Below are 18,849 nucleotides of genomic sequence, written 5' to 3'. Positions count from 1 at the left end.
TTTCCACACAGTTATCCTCAAACTTATCCACAAAGCAACTTATTGTTTCAGCGTGAATATTTTTATCTTTTTCGTGCTTTTTCACGTTTTAGCCACAACCTTTTCGCTCAATATTGCATCGAGGTTTTGAATGAATGTATCCGCCGGCTTCCAGTGATATACCCCACGATCGGACTGTCCATCCATACCACGAAGATACAGATAACTCGCCCCACCCAAATGCTGCGTCATATCATAGTCTTTCATTACGGCTTTCAAATAACGATGCAGGGCCACCAAATATAAAGCCGCCTGCAACCAGTAACTGGAATGACTCATACTTTCTCGAATATAGGCATGATCATAATGTGCGGTCTGATCGCCTAAGAAATTACTTTTATAATCGGCAATGTGATAGCGCTGACCATCAAAATACACCAAGTCAATCGACCCCGTCAGATAGCGTGCTGTAAACACATCATTCAAATCTTGTATTTGTAAATCTGGCTCTTTTAGGCTTTCAAATAGCATGCGTATTTTACGTATCGCCAATGCACGATCTGCCATACTTAAATGAAAGTCCATTTCTGAACGATATTCACCATCGTTTAACTGATGCAGGCTAAAACCATCATGCAATGGTGTATGAATAATTTGACTGTACCATTCCCGCATTTCTTCAATCAGTTCAGCTTCATCTTGCTCAGGGTTTGCCGTTTGCCCGAACTGTTTCATTAAGTTTTGCAACATTTGCGGCGAATCAAACTCAACATCACTATGAAAACGTGATGCGATGGCTTTGGCCAACTTCTCTTCTGGGGTGCTAAATCGAACTTTTTCCATCAATTTATGCAAGAAACTTCCGGGCTTGGTTCCCTTTGGAAAATGCCGTTTAATCCAGCTAATTTTCTCTGCCGTTTCTGCTTCAATAATTTCAACTTGTTCAACTTCATCGGCAGCACTGTCTTCTGGCTCGTTCATTGCCGCTGCCAGTTGGTCACGTTGTATATGTGTCTTATGTGCCGTACGCGTGAGCGCGGTAAAACTGGTGGTTTCCCGTGGATAAAAATGGCTGTTGGGAATTTCTTCCGCGTCTAATACAACAGTTTCAACCTGAGTCTGAGTCAACATCGGTGGTGCTGCACGCAAAACATCAGCATCCACACTTTCTGCATGTTGGAACAGATCAGGTTCGCTTCCACGCCAAAAAGTCAGTCCTGAACGCGCTTCTGCCATTTGTTTCTTTTCTACTTCATGATGACGTAGCACGGCATAGACACGATAACTGGCACGGGTCAACGCCACGTACCACAAGCGATGATGCTCTGCTTCATTGCGCGCATCATTTTGTTGAATATCATCTTCAGGTAAGTCCGAAGACTTCACAGCAATCACACGCTCTAACCCAAGGCTTTTTTGCTGATTGTCTTTAAGGGAAAAATTCAAATTACCTTTTTCACTTAAGCCCGCATTTGCTCCCAATAAAAACACGCAACCAAACTCTAAGCCTTTGGATGCATGAATCGTCATCAATTGCACCCCCAATTGCCCGGTCAATTTTCGCTCTTGGGTGCTTTCATTATTGATGCCTAAATTGATTTGGCGAATAAACCATTGATAGAGCTTATGCGCACCGGTGTAGTGTTCACTTTGCTGACTTAATAATTCTGCGATATGACGTAAATTCACCACTGTGCGTTCATTATCTCGACTTTGTCCAGCCACCAAACGCGTCCACACCTGAAAGACCGTCATGCAGCTATTCCACGCGCTGCGGAATCCTTGCTCATGCCAAATTTGTCGGATCTGTTCGAGTTTTTCGATGATTTCGCTCAGTCCATCCGCTTGCTGTTCGAGTGCGACCAGTTGTTTCAGATCAAAACCCAATAAACGGCTCAGCAGCGCACGTTTCACCTTGGCTTCTTGATAGGGATTCAAAATCGCGGTCAGCAAAGCGGCTACATCTTGTGCGACGGAACTTTTATAGACACTGTCCCGAGATGCTTTATAACAAGGGACACCGAGCTGCAATAAACATTGTTGCACTTGCTCTAAGTCGAAATGGTTTTGCCCCAAGACCGCAATATCGTTTGCTGTCAGTGCTCGCTGGGTATTGTTGTCTTGAAAATATAAATGTCCTTGCTGAGCTTGGTTGAGCAATGACTGAATCTGCCAAGCCACTTGCTCTGCTTCATTCAGCGTTTCATCCAAAGCCAACCAACGCAGCGGTTGTGGATTGACTTGATCATGATCAATCAGCGGCGGATGCTCACGCTCACCTGCTTGAATCGGGGTGTATTCAACTTGCTCACCAAAGTCCATTTGCCGATGAAACAAGGCATCCACCACTTCAACCAAGTTTTTGACTGAACGATGGTTTTTGTTCAAGGTATAACAACGCCCACCCTTGGCTTGAATATCATGACGCGCTTTACGATAGGTCAGCATGTCACCGCCACGGAACCCATAAATCGCCTGTTTGGGGTCGCCGACCATAATCATACAACCCTGATGTAAGCGCTCCTTGACCCGCCAAATGCTAGACAGCATGTCATCTTGATCTTGGTTGGTATCTTGAAATTCATCGACTAAAATCAGCGGATATCGTGCTAAAACATGAGCAGCAAAACTGTCTTTCCCTGCGGCTGAGCTTTGCTGTAAGGCTTCCGATAAGGTCCGAATTTGTTGTGAAAAGGTGGTTTCCCCAGCGTGGGACAACACTTGAGGCAAACGCTTTTTAACTTCCTGCGCCAAATAAAAATTTAGATATTGTTCTGCTTGATTGATATGTTCATAAGCGCTGAGCACCGCTCGGAGTTGTTGAACAAAAGCATGTTGATAAAATTCTTTTGAGATATCCGGCTGTTCTTCAACGACTTTGTCTTTAAAGACACGTGGCTTAAATTCAGTTTTATTCGGATCATAAAACAATGAACGAATGGCTTTCATTGTCTGTTGTAACACATCGGACTGAGTCAAAACCCCTTGGCTACCCGCTGCTTCAAAGTGCTGTAAAAACTCGGGAATGCGTGTATTAAAGGTAACAAAGAATGCACCTTTATTAAAACGTCGAGCGTCCACCAAGTTTTTATAATGACTTCCTGCATCAAAACACGCTGCAAGCTCTACACGAGCGGCAGGCAGCATTTGCGCAAGCTGATGACACATCGCTTCAAAATGCGCCAAAGCATTTTCGGGTAATTCAGGGACGCGCAAATCCACCGATGGGAAATTTAGACTTTCCTTTACCACGCCCAGATAATATTCAGGACCTTTCAACTGATGATTCAACATCAAATATTCAATCAAATGCGCAGGCTGCTGCTGGATCCAATCTCTTAATAAATCATGAATGATCCGTTCAATATGCAGGTCTTCATCATCACTGATTTGCACCTGTTCGATACGACCACTTTCAAAGGCAAATTCACGTAATAACTTTTGACTAAAGCTGTCTAAAGTTCCGACAAAGAGTTCTTCATATTGTTGTAAGACCACGTTCAGACGATTGTAGGCATAATCTAAGTGATGCCCATGATCTTTCAGCACTTGCTGATACAAAGGGTCACTCAAACTTTGCTGAAGTTCGGCCAACTCACCTTGAGATGCCGCGAGCAGGCCATAAATAAAGTCACGGGTTTCTTCAATCCGCAGCCGAACCCGCGCTTTGAGTTCCGCTGTAGCCTTACGTGTAAAGGTAGTGGCAATGACCTGATTCGGCATATAACGATCGAGAAAAATCCGCACCATCAGACTGGAAAGCGTATAGGTTTTACCAGTACCCGCAGAGGCTTCAATCCAGTGCAGTCCGGTAAAGCTCATGTCTGCAATCGGGTTGGTGGACATTTTCATCGTTTGCTGTGGCATATTCATTTTTTCACCTCAGGCTTGATGACATTAAGTTTTTTTAGGCCGTCATCTGCCTCGGTATCCATCACATGATATAAACGTTCTGCATAATAACGACAGGACAATGCCAGAAGCTCATCTGCCGCTTGTTGCTGTAAAATAAAAGTCCAATCACGATGGTGGCTATTGGCTTCATTCGATTCCAACTCCACTCCACCAAAACTATGATTTTTCAGCCATTCCTCTTGAAGCTTTGCAAAATTATCTGGCATGAGTTGGCCTGTTTCATTTTCCACCCAAGTGCATTTTTCTTGGCGAATTAAGGCAGCAGGCAGCACCACTGGACGTTTTTGTGCATGTTTCCACATCGCCACCCACTCACTGAGCTGCAGCTTGGCTTGTGCAGAGCTTAATCCACAACAGACTATGCTTTTATCATTACAAATCACTTCACGACGATACGCAGCGCCCTCATCCCCTAAGTCTAAATAGCTCAACCACAGTAGATATTCGAGCCAGGTTTGCGTCTGACGCTTAGGCTTTGCCCCTGACGCCATACAGCTCAACCAATGCATACTCTGAGGGTCTTCAGGCACGGTGATGCTCAGTATCAAATGCGGTTCAAGCTGTAGGTTTTGTAGGGTGGTCACGGTTACACAACGTCCATCTAAACGCTCTAATAACTGTGCCTGCTCTTGCAAACTGAGCTTCCAAGTCGCTATTTGGCTATGTCCCACAGGCAGTACATCTTGGAACAAGGCCATATCGGGTTCAGCTGAGGTCGTAGAGTTCTGATCCTCTGTTTGATCGACACGAGAGGCAGGCTGCACATAATGCTTTTGCAATAAATCACGGACATGATATTGCTGTAAACGGTCCAGCAACAAAGGCTCTTGCTGCGGCAATTGGTCACCAGTATAGACACTGGCCACGCCAAGCGTTTTCAAATATGCACGGGCAGGAAACACCACATCTTTAATCCATTCCTGACCATCTAATACCCGTACTTCTTGCTCATCATGCACAGGATAATCACGGTTAATCCACGATTGGCGTTGTCCCGACTGATCTAAAATATGTTCCGCCACAGCAAACCATTGATCTTTATATCGTAAGTTTTTCGACTGCTGAAAACCCATCGGGTCAAAAGGCTGCAAAGGATAAATATGGTATAGCGGCTCGAGCTGCTGTGGAATGCGTAAGCCATCCAAATCCAGCATGGCATCATGGGGTTGGTTCAATTGCTGCGGCTGAATCATCCGTGCGAGGAACTGGCTAAATTCATATATCACAGAGGATGGCTCCCGACTTTCACCATCATTGACATCAAAGCCATTATAGAAAATCCACAAGGACTGTCGGGCAAATAACAAGGCATCTAGAAATGCACCTTTATCATCTTCCAAACGAGAGCGATCACCCAAAACCGGTTTAAACACATCCATCAAATCAAAAGGCACTTGCTGATCACGACGCGGAAATTTGCCGCTATCCATGTTCATTAACACCACCAATGAAAATGGGACTTGGCGGATTTTCCCCATGTCCGCAAAGGTCACTGATCCTGTCGGTTCGATCTGATCGGCAGAGCTATCGATGCCTTGTTGTATTTCTTTGAGCAGCAAAGATAATGGCAAATTAAAGCTGTTTGGGAGCGACTCAACTTTATCACTTTGGGCATTATGCAGACGTTGCGTCATCGCACGCATCACACTGCGAATGGTTTCAAATGCTCGACCACTGGCTTCCACAAAAGGCTTTAAATCTGCATCTAATTGTTGCAACCACACTTTGACCGTCTGTGTGCTGAGATTCGGATTGAGCCAATCTCGACGCGCACTGATATCTCGGTAGATCTGAATTAAAGTTTGAACCAACTCAAAATCACTACTCGACACCCCTGCAAAACTTAAGGTGTCCTCAAATACGGCATGTTGTGGTATCGCAATTCCTAACGCCAAACGGTCTAATGCAAATTTAAAGGTATAACGATAATCTCGGTCTTGCTCGGACAAATAAGCCAACATGTGCTGTTCGTCTAAACCACGACGGAAACCAGCTTGAATCAGCAGTTCCATCATACGTTCCATTTGCACATGGTCGAGCTGATACAGTTCTTGCACCGCATTCAAATTCAGCCAATCATGAAAATCTTCTGCGGTAAAACGACCTTGACTAATTTCAATGCGTCCAACAAAGGCTTGCCATGCATTTTGAATATCTTGACTGACCACCCCTGCAATTTTGACTGGGATATAAGGTAAATCCACCGCACTGCGACCCATGCCTCGAGTCGTCGAAAAGACCGTCCGAATATGCGGTTCCAGTTCTTTTAAGTTTGGCACCAAGACCAAGATATCACTCGGATGGCGTGGCTCTTGTTCCGTGCCATCGGCCAACCAATGCACCAACTGCTCACGTAAAACCTCTAACTGACGCAGGCTAGAATGACAGACATGAAATTGAATCGATTCATCTGCCCCCGCGAGTGCATATTGATGCTGCTCGGGTTCTTCTAAGGTCATGATGTCATATTGAATTTGAGCGAGCAGTGTTGTCGGCTCGGTGTCTGGAAAAATATCTTCCCAGCCTTCGCCACCAGACATATTCACCAATAATGCAAAGTTATCCCGCGCACGCTTGCCTAAACGCGTCAGTAGTGAATGCTGTGATTCACGAAATTCGGCATTGGTCGTACTCAGATAGGCCTGAATTTGCGCTGTGCTGACATTGGGATTTCGCTCAATATAACGCTGTTGTAATTTCAAGTTATAACGATCTTTCCAAACTGGATCGACCATGTCTGCCCAATACTCACGCGATGGGTTGAAATACAACAAATGTACTTCGGTATACGCCGCCAAGCGATATAAAAATTTCAGTTGTGCAGGTGGTAATTCTAAGGTCGTAAAAACAAAAATTTGTTCAGGCAAACCGTTATAGGTTTGATGACGCTCATCATCATCGCGTTCATCATCCTCAGCATCCAAATCAAACTGCTGCTGCCGATTTTGCTCAGCACGCGCCAAGGCAAACCAAAATTTATTGTCTATTTCCTGACGGTCATTAAAGTCTTTTTGGAATACTTGATGCCATAACCAACGCTGCCAATGCTCCAGTTGTCGAGCCTGCGTCGGTAGATATTCATCGGCTTGTTCAGGTTTCAGACCTGTGAGTTGCATGATATTTAACGGCTGATTGTGACTCCACGCCTTCAACCAATCGGTATCGCAATGTGGACAAATCCAGTGCTCAACACCTTCATCTGGGGTATGAATACAACTGCCACGAAAGGCCATGTAGTTGGTAAAAAGCCGAGTGACTTGAGCAGCGATCCAGTACAACATTTCTTGCCGCTTTTGCTCACGTTTTTTTCGATCTGAGAGCTGTGCTGTGCTGTCAAAAATACGCTGAACTAAGGGCTGAACATCTGTCGGAATCTGTGCTGCATCAAACTGATCAGCTGCAATAAAAACCGCTAAAGCATTATAAATACGCCATTGCATAATCAACGGCGGCATGTTGATACCTTTAATCCGCTCTCGGTCTTGTTTATTCGGCAAGGCCCAATCGTAGGCTTTCCACTGCAACCCTAAAATTTTACGATGATGCTTAATATTGGCACTAATACTGATTTTTTCAGCAATTTGTTTTTCTAACCATGCAGCAATGGCTTGATCGGGCACCACGATATGTCGTTCTTGCAAGACGGACAAAGCATTGGTCGATTGATTCGATTTCAATTTTTCGATTAGACAATCCACCAAAACTTCGATTCGTTGACTTTGAATTACATGTATTGCCATGGATTACCTTTACAGCCTGAGTGACCAACTACTACAAAACAACAATGATTATTTACTATACATCTTGGGCTGTCTATGCGACTTTGACAAGAGAATAGATTGCAAAAAATGCTTTTAAACAAGTATCTTAATGATACTTTATGAGAAAAAAACCAATCCAGTATCAAGGGTATCTGCTTATGAAAATTGATAACATTCCTGATTCCATCGACCCTAACTTAAATCTGGACATTATTCGCGCTGAATGCTTAGAGCTCGTCAAAAAACGTGCTTATTTTTCAGCAGGTGCAGCTATTATTCCTGTGCCATTTTTGGATGTGGTGATTGACGTCGGAATTTTGTCACAGCTCATTCCAGAAATTAATGCGCGTTTTGGTTTAGCGCCAGATCAAATTAGTGTGTATGATCCAAAAACCAAACAAATTCATTGGACAGAACTGCGTAAACGTGGTGTCGAATTTTCTGGTTTAGTGGTTGCACGAACCGCGATGAAAAAATCGCTAAATAACATTGCAGCAAAATATATTACCAAACAAGTCACTAAATTTATTCCATTAGGTGGACAATTGGTGGCAGCCAGTTTGGGTTATATTGTGATGAAAAAAGTCGCTGAAACCCATGTAGAAGAAAGCTACCAATTGGCGAAGCGTATTCAACAGAAATTTCCGAACCAACCTGTCCCAACGCCGAACAATGTTTAACGGCGATATCTAGCGCATCAACATCGTTTATAAATCAAAGTGATCTAAACCATAGATCTAAAGATTAAGTAGATCTGAAAATGAGCTAGTTTTGAAAATGAAAAAAGCCACGAATATCGTGGCTTTTTTCATGCATTCAATCTGCTTTCAATTGCGCTAAGATCGTCTCTAATACCTGTAAGCGCGCACTATGTTTGTCATTGGTCGCGATCACATGCCACGGCGCATATTCTGTATCCGTACGTTGCAACATATCTGCGGCAGCTTTGAGATAGTCATCCCAACGGTCACGATTCCGCCAGTCATCTGGAGTAATTTTAAAACGCTTATGCGCGGTTTCTTCTCGAGCTTTAAACCGTGCAGCTTGCTCATCCTTTCCTATGGCTAACCAGAACTTGATAACGACCGTTTGACTGTCATATAAGTCCTTTTCAAAACGGTTGATTTCATCATAGGCCCTCTGCCATTCAACCGTATTGGCAAAGCCTTCAATCCGCTCAACCAAGACGCGACCATACCAACTGCGGTCAAAAATCGTGATTTTCTCTTCAGGGACAATTTTATTCCAAAAGCGCCATAAGTAAGGACGGCGTAGTTCATATTTTTCAGGTGCTGCTATGGTATGAATTTCATATTCGCGTGGGTCTAACTTTTTAACAATACGTTTAATTGCTCCGCCTTTCCCTGCGGCATCCATCCCTTCAAACACGATCACCACGTTGCGTGAATCAAAACGTAAAGCTTCAGCCACCTTACGGCTTAATTTTTTTAATTCTTTTTTATAATCGGCTTCATCAGCGACGGCTGTACTTGGCTCCAATAAAGCCTGTGGTGTTTTGGCTTGTTTCCAGCGCCCCACCGCTTTGGTTTCATGTGCTGGACAATGTTTTAAAGTGCGTAAAATATGCTGTGCAAATTGTTGATCACGGACTTGCTCATCTTCACAGTCGATGATGACCCAGTCATGACTAAAACGCTGACGTAAACGTTGTAGGTTGTCATATTGTTTTTTATTGCGCCAATCTAAACCATGCAATTTATGCCAACGCGCTTCACTCGGGTCCATTTCATCCAAGCGCTTTTGTAAGGATTTCCAAGATAAATCGAACCAGACCTTAATCACATCGACATGATTATTTTTTAGGTCTTGTTCATAGGCTCGCATGTTCTCGACATATTCATCAAATAAGGTTTCATCCAAAGGCTTCGACACATGCATGGCGGTACTGAGCAAATCACTGTACCAGTTTCCAAACATCACCATGATTTGCCCTTCGGCAGGAATAAACCGTGCATAAGACTGCCAAAACGTTTGTTTTTGATTAAACATGATCGGGGCATCCGCTTTCACCCTTAAATAGCGTGGATCGACCCATTCACGGAGCTGTTTGACAGCCTCGCCCTTACCCGCAAGCTCGATTCCACTCACTAAAATCAACACGCTTTTGGCATTGGGCTGACGGCTGGTATTTTTTAGTTGATACTGCGCTTCAATCAGCTCAACCGAGAGTTGTTCTTCATCCATCAATTGAAATTCTGTTTCTTTTAAGCTCATGGCGGACCCTTGGTTTTATTCTGTTTTGAGTATAACCATGCCCTTCACCCCACAACAATGCTTTCATGTATATGCTGAAATGCAAAATATGACCGTTTCTGCAACAAACTGACTCAGATTGACCTATAATTTCGTCACTTTGTCATAGCCCTAAGCTCCAACACCCACTAAGATTCAAACATCTAAAAAATAATTGAGACACTCAATGTCCAAACTTGCGGTATTAGATGATTTACTTGAACTGTATTACCAGTTGAATTACCACAAAAAGCCAGAAATTTTACAGCGTTTACAAGATGTCCAGCAGTGGCAAAAGCAGCGCATGCAACGTACGCATGCTGTGCAATTTGCTGAAAAACACAATGTACTGATGTCTGAATATTTTATTAACCGTTTATATGGCGGTCCTGATTTTGATGCATTAGCTGCACAAATTGCACGTCTCACCCGCTATGCGCACAAAGCAGAAAAATTGATTCCAGACAATGCCATTAAGACTGGCACTTCGGGTGTACAACTTGCGATATTGGCCGTACAGCTCGATGAACAAGTAGCCATGCAATTACTGCAAGATTATCCAAATAATCCAACCCTGACCGATGAAATGATGCGTCAGACCTATCTCAAGCTCGATCAAGGTAAAGACCGCATGTTGCAGCTGCAACTGTTAGACGATTTAGGTCGTAATTTAGATAAATATATGCGCTCGTTTATGGTCTATACCGCCTTTAAAATGTGTAAGGGCGCAGCAAACAAATACAACTTCGAAGTGATGTACGACTTTATGCAAGATGGCTTCTTGGCGATGAAACCGCTCAAGTCAGCAGAAAAATTTGTCCGCGAATTTACCGCTGTAGAACGCCAAATCATTGACCGTGTACATGCCGGTGACCCGAACCCGTTTCAGCCTGCGGCTTAACAAAACTCACATCCCACAAAGCCCATGTTTGATATAAAACAAACTGGGCTTGCAAGACTGAATTCAGATTTTTTATAGGGGATTTGCAAAGCAATTACAGCAGACCCTTATTTTTTCTGTATATTATTCACAACAAATGCAAATGACTGCTGTATAACAACAGAGAATCTGTCATCATGCTTGCAAAGCAACATTAACCCTATTTATAAGTTAGGAGTGACTCTAATGTCTAACGAGAATCAAACGCCTGCCCCTACACCTGAGTCGGCACAAAATACAGACAAAGTGAGTCCATTCTTAACTGAGCCTTTACCACAAGGGACAGCGCAAGGTCAGCAACAATCTTTAGAACAACGTCTGACCGACACACCTGTGACAGGTTCAGTACCCAAATATAATCTGCCACGTGGCGCGAATACTGGTAACGTTGGAGCAACCACGCACTTTGGTTATCAAACCGTGAGCAGCGAAGATAAAGCGCAAAAAGTAGCGGAAGTCTTCCACTCAGTGGCTGCAAAATACGACATCATGAATGATTTAATGTCATTTGGTATTCACCGTCTATGGAAACGTTTTGCCATTAACATGTCTGGTGTACGTCGCGGTCAGCACGTCCTAGATATTGCAGGCGGTACTGGTGACCTTGCCAAAGTATTTAGCCGTGAAGTTGGCCCGACAGGTCATGTGGTGCTTTCAGACATTAATGAATCGATGCTCAATGTCGGTCGTGACCGCCTCATTGATGCTGGTTGTACCAATGTCGATTTCGTTTTGGCCAATGCTGAAACTTTAGAACCTTTTGCAGACAACAGTTTTGACCTATTGACCATTTCATTTGGTCTACGCAACGTGACTGACAAAGATGCTGCACTAGCTGCAATGTACCGCGTTCTTAAGCCAGGTGGTCGTTTACTGATTTTAGAATTCTCTAAACCGGTATTTGAACCATTCTCAAAACTGTATGACTTGTACTCATTCACTGCATTACCGATCATGGGTAAAATCGTAGCGAATGACTCTGAAAGTTATAAATACCTTGCAGAATCAATTCGTATGCACCCAGACCAACGTACTCTTAAAGGTATGATGGAAAATGCGGGCTTCCAAAACTGTGATTACCACAACTTAACGGGTGGTATCGTGGCTGTACACCGTGGTTTCAAACTTTAATACTGCAGGCTGAACTATGTGGTCGATTCTCGCACTTGGTGCAGTTGAACGCTTAATTCATCATGTCATTGATTTGGATGCTATTACTCGCATCCAACTGAATGAATTGCAAGGCAAAATGCTGCGTGTGGTGATCGACTCACCACAGCTGTCAGTCGATGTGTTTTTTGACGATCAGAAAGTTCGCTTAGAACCGACGCCAACAGGACATACTGAAACTGCATCCATCTTTGAGCAACGCCCTTTCGAACAGCAGTCAAGCATAACTGAAGCAACCGCGACCTTACATGTCAAAACAGTAGTCGAGCTCCTTAAACTGCTGTTGGCTGAAGATGTCGGCAATATCCCATTGCAAGGTGATTATCACTTATTGCAGGATATCCAACGCATTATGCAGCAAGCTGAGCCCGATTTAGCTTCGCATCTAAGCCCTTGGATCGGTCCAAGCCTTGCGCATGAAATTGGTAAGTTACAACTTGCACCCAAACATCTCAAACGTACTTTACAAAGCCATTTGTTCTTTGCTGAAGACGCGTTAAAAGAAGATTCAGGCTTGCTTGCCCCACGTTGGCAAATGGATGACCTGAATCAAGACACCCGAATTTTGAATCAAAATCTGGACCGTGCAGAAGCAAAAATTCAGCAGCTGCACAGCCAAATTGACTCATTACAAGACAACACTTAAGACTAGGTAATTGCATATATGATTCCGCACGTTTCACGTTTACTCGACCTTTGGCGCATTGCTGCGCACTATAGACTCGACACGTTGTTTCCTGCGGAAGAATTACCGGAAAAAGCCCGTCATATTCTTTCTCTCATTCGCATGCACCCTGCGGCATGGTCAAGCCGCGAGCGAAAAAATCCGCTCAAGCTCAAAGAAGCCATGGAAGAGATGGGCCCGCTGGCCATTAAAATGGGGCAATTACTGTCTACCCGTCGTGATTTGATTCCACCTGAAGTTTTACAGCAATTGGTGCTTCTACAAGACCGTGTAAAACCTTTTTCGAATGACGTTGCCAAAATGCGCATTCAGGAATCACTTAAAGCCGATGTTAATACCTTATTTGCACGCTTTGACGAGCAACCATTAGCCGCAGCATCTATTGCACAAGTGCATACTGCTGCCCTGCATGATGGTCGCGAAGTCGTGGTGAAAGTGACTCGCCCGAATATTCGCAATCAAATTCTGCATGATTTTGAAATATTAGAGTGGCTTGGTCAGTTCCTTGAAAAACGCCTAGAAGCCGCTCGTGCCCTGCATCTGTCCGAAATTATTCAGGACTACCGTCAAATTATTCTCAATGAATTGGATTTGACTTTAGAAGCGGATAACACACGTCGTATGCGTCATTACTTCACCGGTTCAAGCATGATGTACGTGCCTGAAGTCTATATGGACAGCCGTGATGTCATGGTCGAAGAACGTATTACCGGTGTGCCGATTTCTGATATTGCGACCTTTGATCGCTTGCGCATGGATCGTAAAGATTTAGCCGAAAAAGGGCTCACCATTTTCTTTACCCAAGTGTTCCGCGACAACTTCTTTCATGCAGACATGCATCCGGGGAATGTCTTCGTCGAAACCATCAATCCAAGCAATCCACGCTTTATTGCCTTGGACTGCGCGATTATGGGTGAGCTTTCAAAGCACGACCAAATGACCGTAGCACGCATGCTGCTTGCGGTTATGAACAGCGACTTTATGCAGCTGATTCAAATCGTGCATCAAGCGGGTTGGATTCCACCGGGTACAGATCAAGATGCATTAGCACGTGAAATGCGTCGTACGGTTGGCCCGATGGTCTCTAAACCAATGCATGAATTGGACTTCGCCGGCATCCTGATTCAAGTGATGGATATTGCGCGTCGTTTCCATTTAGAGATTCCGCCACAATTGATGTTGCTGCTCAAGACCTTGGTCCATGTTGAAGGTTTAGGAACTGATCTCTATCCTGAATTGGATATTTGGAGTTTGGCAAAACCAATCCTCACCGATTGGATTAAAGCGCAAATGAATCCGCAGAAAAACTTAAAAGAACTCGGACAAAAAATTCCAGACTTACTTTTAGGTGCGCAAGATTTACCAACGCTGATGATCGACAGCCTGAATGGTTTAAAAAATCAGTCGGCTTGGCATGCCAAACAACTGAATGAACTGCAAAGCATGCGCCTGCAAATGGAACATCAGCAAAAACGTAGTTGGGTTTTTGGCAGTATTATGGCCATCTTCCTCTCCATCGCGATAATTGCGCCATGGTATGTTTCCATCGTATTAATTGCACTTTCAAGCTTACTTGCCATTTGGCGTGTGTTTAAATAATCTTGATGTATCCATAACTCCTTTAAGCCTTTTAACAATAAAGGGCTTAAAGCTATAAAAACAAAAATTTAAATAAGGCTGAACGCCATGTCATACAGTTATTTAGGGGTACTGTATGGTCGAAATCCACTCCGAGCATGTGCAACGGCCTTGCTGTATAGTTTTTCGACCCTGCTCGATGTGTTGGTTCAATTAAATATGCACATGCCTTTTCTAAACTGGCAACCGCCAGCCAACACCACCCTGTATCGGATGCAGCATAGCGCTACATTTTGGTGGATCATTCTCTTTAATGCACTTCCCTGTTTATTCCTACTTTGTTTGCCACAGCAAAAGCTGATGGCGGGGTTAAATTATTGGTTATTAGCTGGGGCCGTGATTTTTATCATTAACCTATTTGCTTGGGCGGTCTTTCCAATGGCGACATGGGCAATCGTCTGCCTCAGTTTGTTTCAATTGCATCGGCATAACGAACAACTATTACAGCATTCCTGAGAGACGCCCTGATATGACTGAGAAGTCATTTGTCGGAAGTTTCAGCCATTGGGTCTGTGCAAAAACGCATTAGAATAATTCTACGACTGTATTTTAAGCGACTACCATGACTCAAATTTTGCAAAAAAGACCGCCTGCGCTCAATATCCGTGCTGGCCATTTAGCCCGCCAACTGATTGAACAAGAGGGTTTAAACGCTGCTCAAGTGGATATCCTGCCCGGTGCTGCGGGTGGTCCGAAAGGCATTGGTATTCAAGGTTTAGATCAGGCGATTTTTGCTGACTTTTTGCCACGCGCGCAACAAAAGCGTACTTTAATTGGTTCATCGATTGGCAGTTGGCGCTTTGCCAGTATTGCTGCTTGGGGAGCCATTGAAGGGACGAAACGCCTCTCTGAGCTGTATACCAATCTGAGCTTTCATAAAAAGATGAGCCGTCAAGAAGTCAGCGATGTGTGTCGTGGCATGCTGATCGATTTGATTCAAGGTCAAGAAGCGGCACTGGTTAATCACCCGGATTATCACCTCACTGTGCTTTCAGTCAAAGCTCAGCATATTTTCCAAAGTGATAAAGCCCTGCCTCTGTTAGCCTCTGTCGCAGGGATCGTGGGCACGACAGCGCTCGCACGTAAACACAGTCGTTATTTCATGCAGCGTGTAATTAGTCAGCCTGTGTCAGGTCATCAATTTACCGTGGCGGATGATGGCTTTACCACGCATTACCATGCATTGACTCAAGACAGTGTCATGCCGTGGCTTATGGCTTCTGCATCTATTCCCGGTGTCATGGCCGCGATACGTGATATCCCTGATGCGCCACAAGGCAGTTACCGCGATGGCGGCCTGATTGACTATCATATTGACCTACCCTTCCAAAGTCAGGGCATCGTGCTGTATCCACATTTCACGGATAGCATCACCCCAGGTTGGTTTGATAAATTATTTAAACGCCAAGCCAATCCTGAAAATCAGGCGCGTACCCTGTTACTGTCACCTTCACAAGAATACCTTGCAAGCTTGCCGCTTGGCCGACTGCCTGACCGTAAAGACTTTACCCTCAAAGGCTTAGACAACCAACAACGCATTAAAATGTGGAATCAATGTGTGGCTGAAAGTCAGCGTATGGGCGATGAGTTTTTAGAGTTGGTTGAAAAGCAACATTTCCCAGCAGTCATGCAAGCACTCTGAGCGTTACAGTAATCTCTTGCGAGGGACGCTATAATCCTATTTCAAAATTTTGAGCTTATTTAGTATAGATTTATGCGGATATTTTTAACTGTTTTGCAGTATGCCTGCATCGCTTTTGCACTTTTCCTTGTTTATCAAGTGTCAACCGCCTTGATCAGCGGCCAATACGATTTAATGGAAGTGGTGGCAGATGTTGGTACGATTTTAATTTGTATCGATTTGGCGGTGTTTTTATTTACCAGTAATGCAAAACAAGGCATTAGCATCGAAGACTATGCGAAACAATTGGAACAAAAGCCGTCAAAATTGGTATATGTGACCCGTAAATTGGGACATTTCGGTATTTTGCTGATCATTACCAGTTGGATCGTACCGATGATTCGCTAGTGTATTTTAGTTCAATAAAAAGGATCATCATGTGTTCATGATGATCCTTTTTTATGTCATCAGATTTTATTTATCCGAAGAAATTAACCCGTCCAGTTCTTACATCATACACTGCACCAACAATCGCCACTTTACCTTCTTGCACCAATTGCTGTAGCACTTCACTATTTTGCAAAATATAGCGGATGTTGTAATGCACATTCATTTGCGTCACTTGCTCTAAAAATGCCGGACTCAGCGTTTGTGGTTGCATCAATTCGGCAACACGCGATACAGACTCATTGAGTGGCCCCAGCACATATTGAATATGCGGCATACGCGTCAGGCTCTGTATCGATTGACCAGCTAAATACAACTGACAAGCACTGCTAACCGCACCACAGTCCGTATGACCAAGCACTACGATCACTTTGGCGCCTTTGGCTTCGCAGGCAAATTCCAATGAACCCAAAACTTTTTGCCCCGCGACATTCCCCGCTATGCGCAAACTAAATAAATCACCAATTCCAACATCAAAAATCATTTCAGTCGGCGCACGAGAATCCATACAACCTAACACTGCCGCAATCGGATGCTGCCCTTCTTCTGCGGTCACCCGCAGTTGACGATAGATATCTCGTTGCAAACGCTCATTTTGTACAAAACGTTCATTGCCTGCTTTGAGCAAAGCGAGCACGGCCTCTGGCGTCAAACGTTGCTGTAAAGCTGCGGTACTGATATCTATATCTAATGCCGCCTCCTGCGCATCGGCATAGTGTGCCTTGAAACCAATCAACTGTACTTGCACTTTACGCTGCACAGCCTTTTCCTGTTGGTACTCTTGAATGAGTTGGAAAATATCAGCATCCATATCACTCACATGTGTGGCATCAATCACCACTTGTTCACCGCGATGGATATGTTCCAATGCCGAGATTAATGCCGACCGGTTGAGAAAACTGACTTGTGAAGGCAATTCAATCCGTGTAATCACCCCATGTAAATGATGCTCTTTATACACCTTCAGCCCCTTATTAAAATTGGCGTATAAAATGAAGGCCGCACTACTGGCTAAACCAATCAAGATTCCGAGCAATAAGTCTGTGAATAAAATCGCCAATAAGGTAATAATAAAAGGAATAAATTGTTTCCAACCTTTTAAATACAGCTGTTTAAACAATTTGGGATGTGTCAGTTTAAAACCTGTGAGGATTAAAATTGCAGCTAATGCTGAAAGCGGAATCATGTTCATCAAAGGCACTAAACACAGCACGGCAAACAAGAGCAACACGCCATGAAAGATAGCAGAACATTTACTTTTAGCTCCGGCACTGGCATTGACCGAACTACGGACAATTACTGAAGTTAGCGGCATCCCGCCTATAGCGCCCGAAACGACATTACCGATGCCTTGCGCCCATAACTCTCGATTGGGGGGGGGAAGAGCGCTTATGCGGATCTAATTTATCTGCTGCTTCTAAATTTAATAAAGTTTCTAATGACGCCACAACCGCCAAAGTGATAGCACCCGTGTAAATCAGTGGATTATTTAAAGCGGTCCAATCTGGAAAGATCATCACATTTTGTGGTTGATCCCAAAGATTTGGAAGTTGGATGAGGTTCGATGGATGAACTGCATAAGACGAACCACTGAGTACCAACACAGCATTGCACAGTGCAGCGAGGACAACAGCAACTAAAGCAGAAGGCAGAACCCACTTTTTGCATGGGCTCTGCTCCCATAGCAACATCAGCACAAGGCTACCGATACCGATCAGAACGGCACCGATATCCCATTGCAAATCGAGCGGCTGTGACTGCCACAGCACAGACCATGAAAATTGGTTCAAGCCAAATAGATAAGGTATTTGACTCCCAATCAAGATCAGTCCGATGGCTGCCAATAAACCCAATATGACATTGTTTGGAATAAAGTTGGCAAAGAAACCGAGCCGAAATATGCCAAATCCAATATGTAAGATACCGGCAAAAACAATACACAATAAAAAGGCGGCATAGTTGCCGCCGAGTAGTTCAAGCTGTACCAAAATGACTGCTGTTAAACCTGCTGCTGGCCCTGCAACACTGATATGTGAGCCACTCAATGCTCCGACTAAAATACCACCGACAATGCCGGCAATAATGCCAGAGAGAATCGGTGCGCCAGAAGCCAATGCAATGCCTAGGCATAGCGGTAAAGCTACGAGAAATACCACTGTTCCAGATAAAAAGTCGTGAATATGAAATCGATGTCGTTCAATTTTAGATGTCATCATTTTACCGTTTATAATAAATATCAAATAATTAGATGTAAGTATGTAAAGCCTAAAGTTTGTGACCACTTTATGGCGTGACTTATATTGTCTGACAATCGAACGATTCTATAGTGTGTTTTGATACGTGATTTGTGTGATTTTTACACTTTATTGCGAAGTTTAAGATTCAGCTCATTTATCTTTGATAGGCCTTAAAAGAAATAAAAAAACCTCCCAAATGGGAG

Annotated in this window: 11 protein-coding genes and 1 pseudogene; 8 read left to right on the top strand and 4 right to left on the bottom strand. The window is 43.9% G+C overall.

Features of this window, described 5'->3' with window-relative positions; all coding sequences use genetic code 11:
- Window positions 1-81 precede the first annotated feature (81 nt).
- On the bottom strand, window positions 82-3,852 hold the full coding sequence (locus FTT88_RS04025; protein WP_180173680.1) for a UvrD-helicase domain-containing protein: 3,771 nt from the start codon (window positions 3,850-3,852) through the stop codon (window positions 82-84).
- Entirely contained in the window at window positions 3,849-7,634 is a 3,786-nt protein-coding gene (locus FTT88_RS04020; RefSeq protein ID WP_168377971.1) for an exodeoxyribonuclease V subunit gamma, read from the bottom strand. The genes FTT88_RS04025 and FTT88_RS04020 overlap by 4 nt, the downstream gene beginning before the upstream one ends.
- Window positions 7,635-7,813: 179 nt before the next feature.
- Here FTT88_RS04020 and FTT88_RS04015 point away from each other — a divergent pair, with 179 nt between their 5' ends.
- Window positions 7,814-8,335: a hypothetical protein gene (locus FTT88_RS04015; RefSeq protein ID WP_168377972.1), complete on the top strand. Its 522-nt coding sequence runs from the start codon at window positions 7,814-7,816 to the stop codon at window positions 8,333-8,335.
- Between the two features lie 136 nt (window positions 8,336-8,471).
- On the opposite strand, the gene FTT88_RS04010 is transcribed toward FTT88_RS04015, so the two are convergent.
- Window positions 8,472-9,890 (bottom strand): phosphate--AMP phosphotransferase, encoded by a 1,419-nt coding sequence (locus FTT88_RS04010; protein ID WP_180173679.1) that lies wholly within the window; start codon window positions 9,888-9,890, stop codon window positions 8,472-8,474.
- Between the two features lie 205 nt (window positions 9,891-10,095).
- On the opposite strand from FTT88_RS04010, the gene FTT88_RS04005 reads away from it, so the two are divergent.
- The 7 genes from FTT88_RS04005 to FTT88_RS03975 all read left to right on the top strand — a co-directional run bounded on the left by FTT88_RS04005 (window position 10,096) and on the right by FTT88_RS03975 (window position 16,370).
- Complete coding sequence (locus tag FTT88_RS04005; protein ID WP_180010241.1) at window positions 10,096-10,809, top strand: hypothetical protein; 714 nt, start codon at window positions 10,096-10,098, stop codon at window positions 10,807-10,809.
- A 225-nt stretch (window positions 10,810-11,034) separates the two neighbouring features.
- Window positions 11,035-11,979: a bifunctional demethylmenaquinone methyltransferase/2-methoxy-6-polyprenyl-1,4-benzoquinol methylase UbiE gene (gene ubiE / locus FTT88_RS04000; protein WP_078189802.1), complete on the top strand. Its 945-nt coding sequence runs from the start codon at window positions 11,035-11,037 to the stop codon at window positions 11,977-11,979.
- A gap of 16 nt (window positions 11,980-11,995) precedes the next feature.
- A complete protein-coding gene (locus FTT88_RS03995) occupies window positions 11,996-12,664 on the top strand; it encodes an SCP2 domain-containing protein (RefSeq protein WP_180066180.1) in 669 nt (222 codons plus the stop codon).
- 18 nt (window positions 12,665-12,682) lie between these two features.
- The gene (locus FTT88_RS03990) at window positions 12,683-14,302 is read left to right on the top strand and encodes an AarF/ABC1/UbiB kinase family protein (RefSeq protein WP_180002880.1); all 1,620 of its coding nucleotides are present in this window, start codon (window positions 12,683-12,685) and stop codon (window positions 14,300-14,302) included.
- A gap of 87 nt (window positions 14,303-14,389) precedes the next feature.
- Window positions 14,390-14,797: a hypothetical protein gene (locus FTT88_RS03985; RefSeq protein ID WP_180010239.1), complete on the top strand. Its 408-nt coding sequence runs from the start codon at window positions 14,390-14,392 to the stop codon at window positions 14,795-14,797.
- A 106-nt stretch (window positions 14,798-14,903) separates the two neighbouring features.
- Window positions 14,904-15,983 (top strand): patatin-like phospholipase family protein, encoded by a 1,080-nt coding sequence (locus FTT88_RS03980; protein WP_180002876.1) that lies wholly within the window; start codon window positions 14,904-14,906, stop codon window positions 15,981-15,983.
- A gap of 72 nt (window positions 15,984-16,055) precedes the next feature.
- Complete coding sequence (locus tag FTT88_RS03975) at window positions 16,056-16,370, top strand: hypothetical protein (RefSeq protein WP_078189807.1); 315 nt, start codon at window positions 16,056-16,058, stop codon at window positions 16,368-16,370.
- Window positions 16,371-16,440: 70 nt separating this feature from the next.
- On the opposite strand, the pseudogene FTT88_RS03970 reads toward FTT88_RS03975, so the two are convergent.
- A pseudogene (locus FTT88_RS03970) lies at window positions 16,441-18,622 on the bottom strand (SulP family inorganic anion transporter).
- Window positions 18,623-18,849 lie beyond the last annotated feature (227 nt).

Source organism: Acinetobacter sp. YH01024 (genome assembly GCF_013420195.1).
Classification (GTDB): Bacteria; Pseudomonadota; Gammaproteobacteria; order Pseudomonadales; family Moraxellaceae; genus Acinetobacter; species Acinetobacter amyesii.
This window is presented reverse-complemented; position numbering and strand designations above follow the sequence as displayed.